The 2,384-nt window shown below is 40.5% G+C and carries 2 protein-coding genes; both read left to right on the forward strand.

Annotation, left to right across the window (positions count from 1 at the left end):
• The first annotated feature begins 534 nt into the window (after positions 1 to 534).
• Positions 535 to 1,518 carry an RHS repeat-associated core domain-containing protein gene (locus ACFPXP_RS02820; protein WP_379892161.1) on the forward strand — a complete coding sequence of 328 codons (984 nt, stop codon included), beginning with the start codon at positions 535 to 537 and terminating at the stop codon, positions 1,516 to 1,518.
• 372 nt (positions 1,519 to 1,890) lie between these two features.
• Positions 1,891 to 2,250, forward strand: a complete 360-nt coding sequence (locus ACFPXP_RS02825) for a hypothetical protein (protein WP_379892163.1) — start codon at positions 1,891 to 1,893, stop codon at positions 2,248 to 2,250.
• Positions 2,251 to 2,384: the final 134 nt, after the last annotated feature.

The raw sequence follows: 2,384 nt of genomic DNA on the forward strand, positions 1-2,384 counted from the left end.
CCGAGCTGTGGGAGCAGTATGAATGGGATGCAGCGGGACGCCTGCGCCAGATGATCAATCATAAGGGAGACATCAGCCGCTACGATTATGACGGTGATGGCAACCGCGTTAGAATGACCATGGATGTCGCGGCCGGACCGAAAGGCAATAACGGAAATGGCAATGGCAATAACGGGAATGGCAACGGAAATGGAAATAATGGCAATGGTAATGGGAATGGTAATGGGAATGGTAATGGGAATGGTCCGAAAAACTGCCATGTGGTGCCGCCAGGCTTTATTCCGCCGGGTTTAGCGAAGAAGTGCGGATGGGAAGACGAGTCGATTCCAGATTATCATAAGGGCGGTCCGAGAGACGGCTGGGAGCAGCAGTACAAGAAGAAGCATTGGGAGCTGCGCTTCACGAACGACATCNCTTCCGGCATATGACGGCAACAACGGTTGGGAGCCGACGCCGGGAGCGGGTGGAGCGGAACCAGGCGTCGAACCGAAGACGCTGCTGTATCTGAACGACGGTCTAGGCAGTGTCATCGGCTTGCTGGAGAAGGATGGCCGCATCAGCGCGAGATACCACTATGACGAATTCGGCGTCGTACTCGATGCAAAGAAATTCGACATCAACTGGGCCGGCCCAGACAACCTGTTCGGTTATACCGGATTAGGCTATGATTATTACAGTGACCTAACGTATGCAAGAGCACGTTATTATAAGCCGGAGCTAGGACGGTTCATAAGTGAGGATACGTATAAGGGCGATATCTGGAATGCGTTAAGCCAGAATCAGTATACGTATGTGGGCAACAATCCGATCAATTTTGTGGATCCGAGTGGGCATTTTATGCAGTATGATGAGAATTTATTTCCTGCACTGTCATTGCAACAGAGAAATAAAATTCTACAATACCAGGAGAAATGGAAAAAGGCGAAAGAATCAAATGACATCAAAGAGATGCAGAATGCCCATGACAGTGCACTTTATATACGATCTCAGATTTTATATGAGGTGGAGAGATATAATTATAGTACTGGTAAAAAAGAAATACTAAATAGTCCATTTTTTAATCGTATGCAAATAACTAATAATGGCATAGTGGCCGACTGGTACTTTAAGGCGGAAGCATCTGCAAGCTTTATCATGAATGTGGGGACAGAGTTAAAGATTCAAGGAAATAGCCTTAGCATAGCTATTAATTATGGAACAGATGGTTCAATAGGTGGACAATTCAGTATAACCAGTGGTGCAGCTATACATAATTCTGGTTCCGAAATAAATGAAAGTCTAAGTACTGGAACTTCATTAGGTTTCGGACTTGTTACTGAATCCAAATTCCAGATAGACCCCACAGATAATGACTGGGAATTGATGCTTGGTGCAGGATACGGTCTGGCAGCAAAATTGACCCCAGGATTGCCGATTGATGCTGGAGTAAATGGACAATGGCAATTCACTATTACATTCATGGCAGCTCCCTCATATCCAATGACATATTCAGAATGGATGAGGCATCTTTCGAATTGACGTATTATTCATTGTTGAGATAGGAATTTCCTATCTCAACAATATAATATTTATTAGAAGGTGACATATTGAAAATAAACTGGAAGTATCATTTGGTAAATATTTTATTGCCTCATGTAACAGCGATTATAATTGTCTTTTATGGCTGGTATAAGTTGCATTTTGTTTATAATAGGTCTGTCACGGACCCAGCATACTATATTTTTGCAATTTCTTTCTTAATAACCTGTTTAATAGTCATACTACTTTACATCTTTTTGCTAGACAAAGTGATAACCATCAATTTAGTAAAATGGCTGGCTTATGGTGGATTAAGTATTTTTCCTTCATTAATAATGTGTTATGTTGTTAGAATAATTCTTAAGAAATCAGGTGAAGACAATTAGTCAGAAGCAAAAAAGGATAATTTTAATAATAGCATTTATCTTTTCTATATGTGTTGTTATAACAGTCATAATTGGTAAAAGTATACTAAAGGATAAGCATGTTGATGAAATTGAAAAAGTAATTGCTTCAAGAGGAGGAATAGTGGTTAATGTGGACGTAGTGAACGGGATGGATTCTCCTTTTATAAACGAATATAGTAAAAACAATAATATTTATAAGATTACCTATCGGATTTCAAATAATACCTATATTGCTTGGTATAGAGGTTCAAATGTAATAAATAATATACATGAACAAAACCCAGGCAGAGGCGGTGGATACCCTGAAAAGTGGATTTTTGAGTAACAGTATATAACTCAACTTTCGCAGCTTGGAATAGGCAGATAAGCCTTGATGTAATTGGGTAAAGCAGAGATCCATTGCTGTAATTGACACTGAATCAGAGTGGAAAGCTTTTTCCCTGCTTTTGAAGCGACTTC

Origin of the sequence: Marinicrinis lubricantis (assembly GCF_042658665.1) — a bacterium.
Taxonomy (GTDB): Bacteria; Bacillota; Bacilli; order Paenibacillales; family KCTC-33676; genus Marinicrinis; species Marinicrinis lubricantis.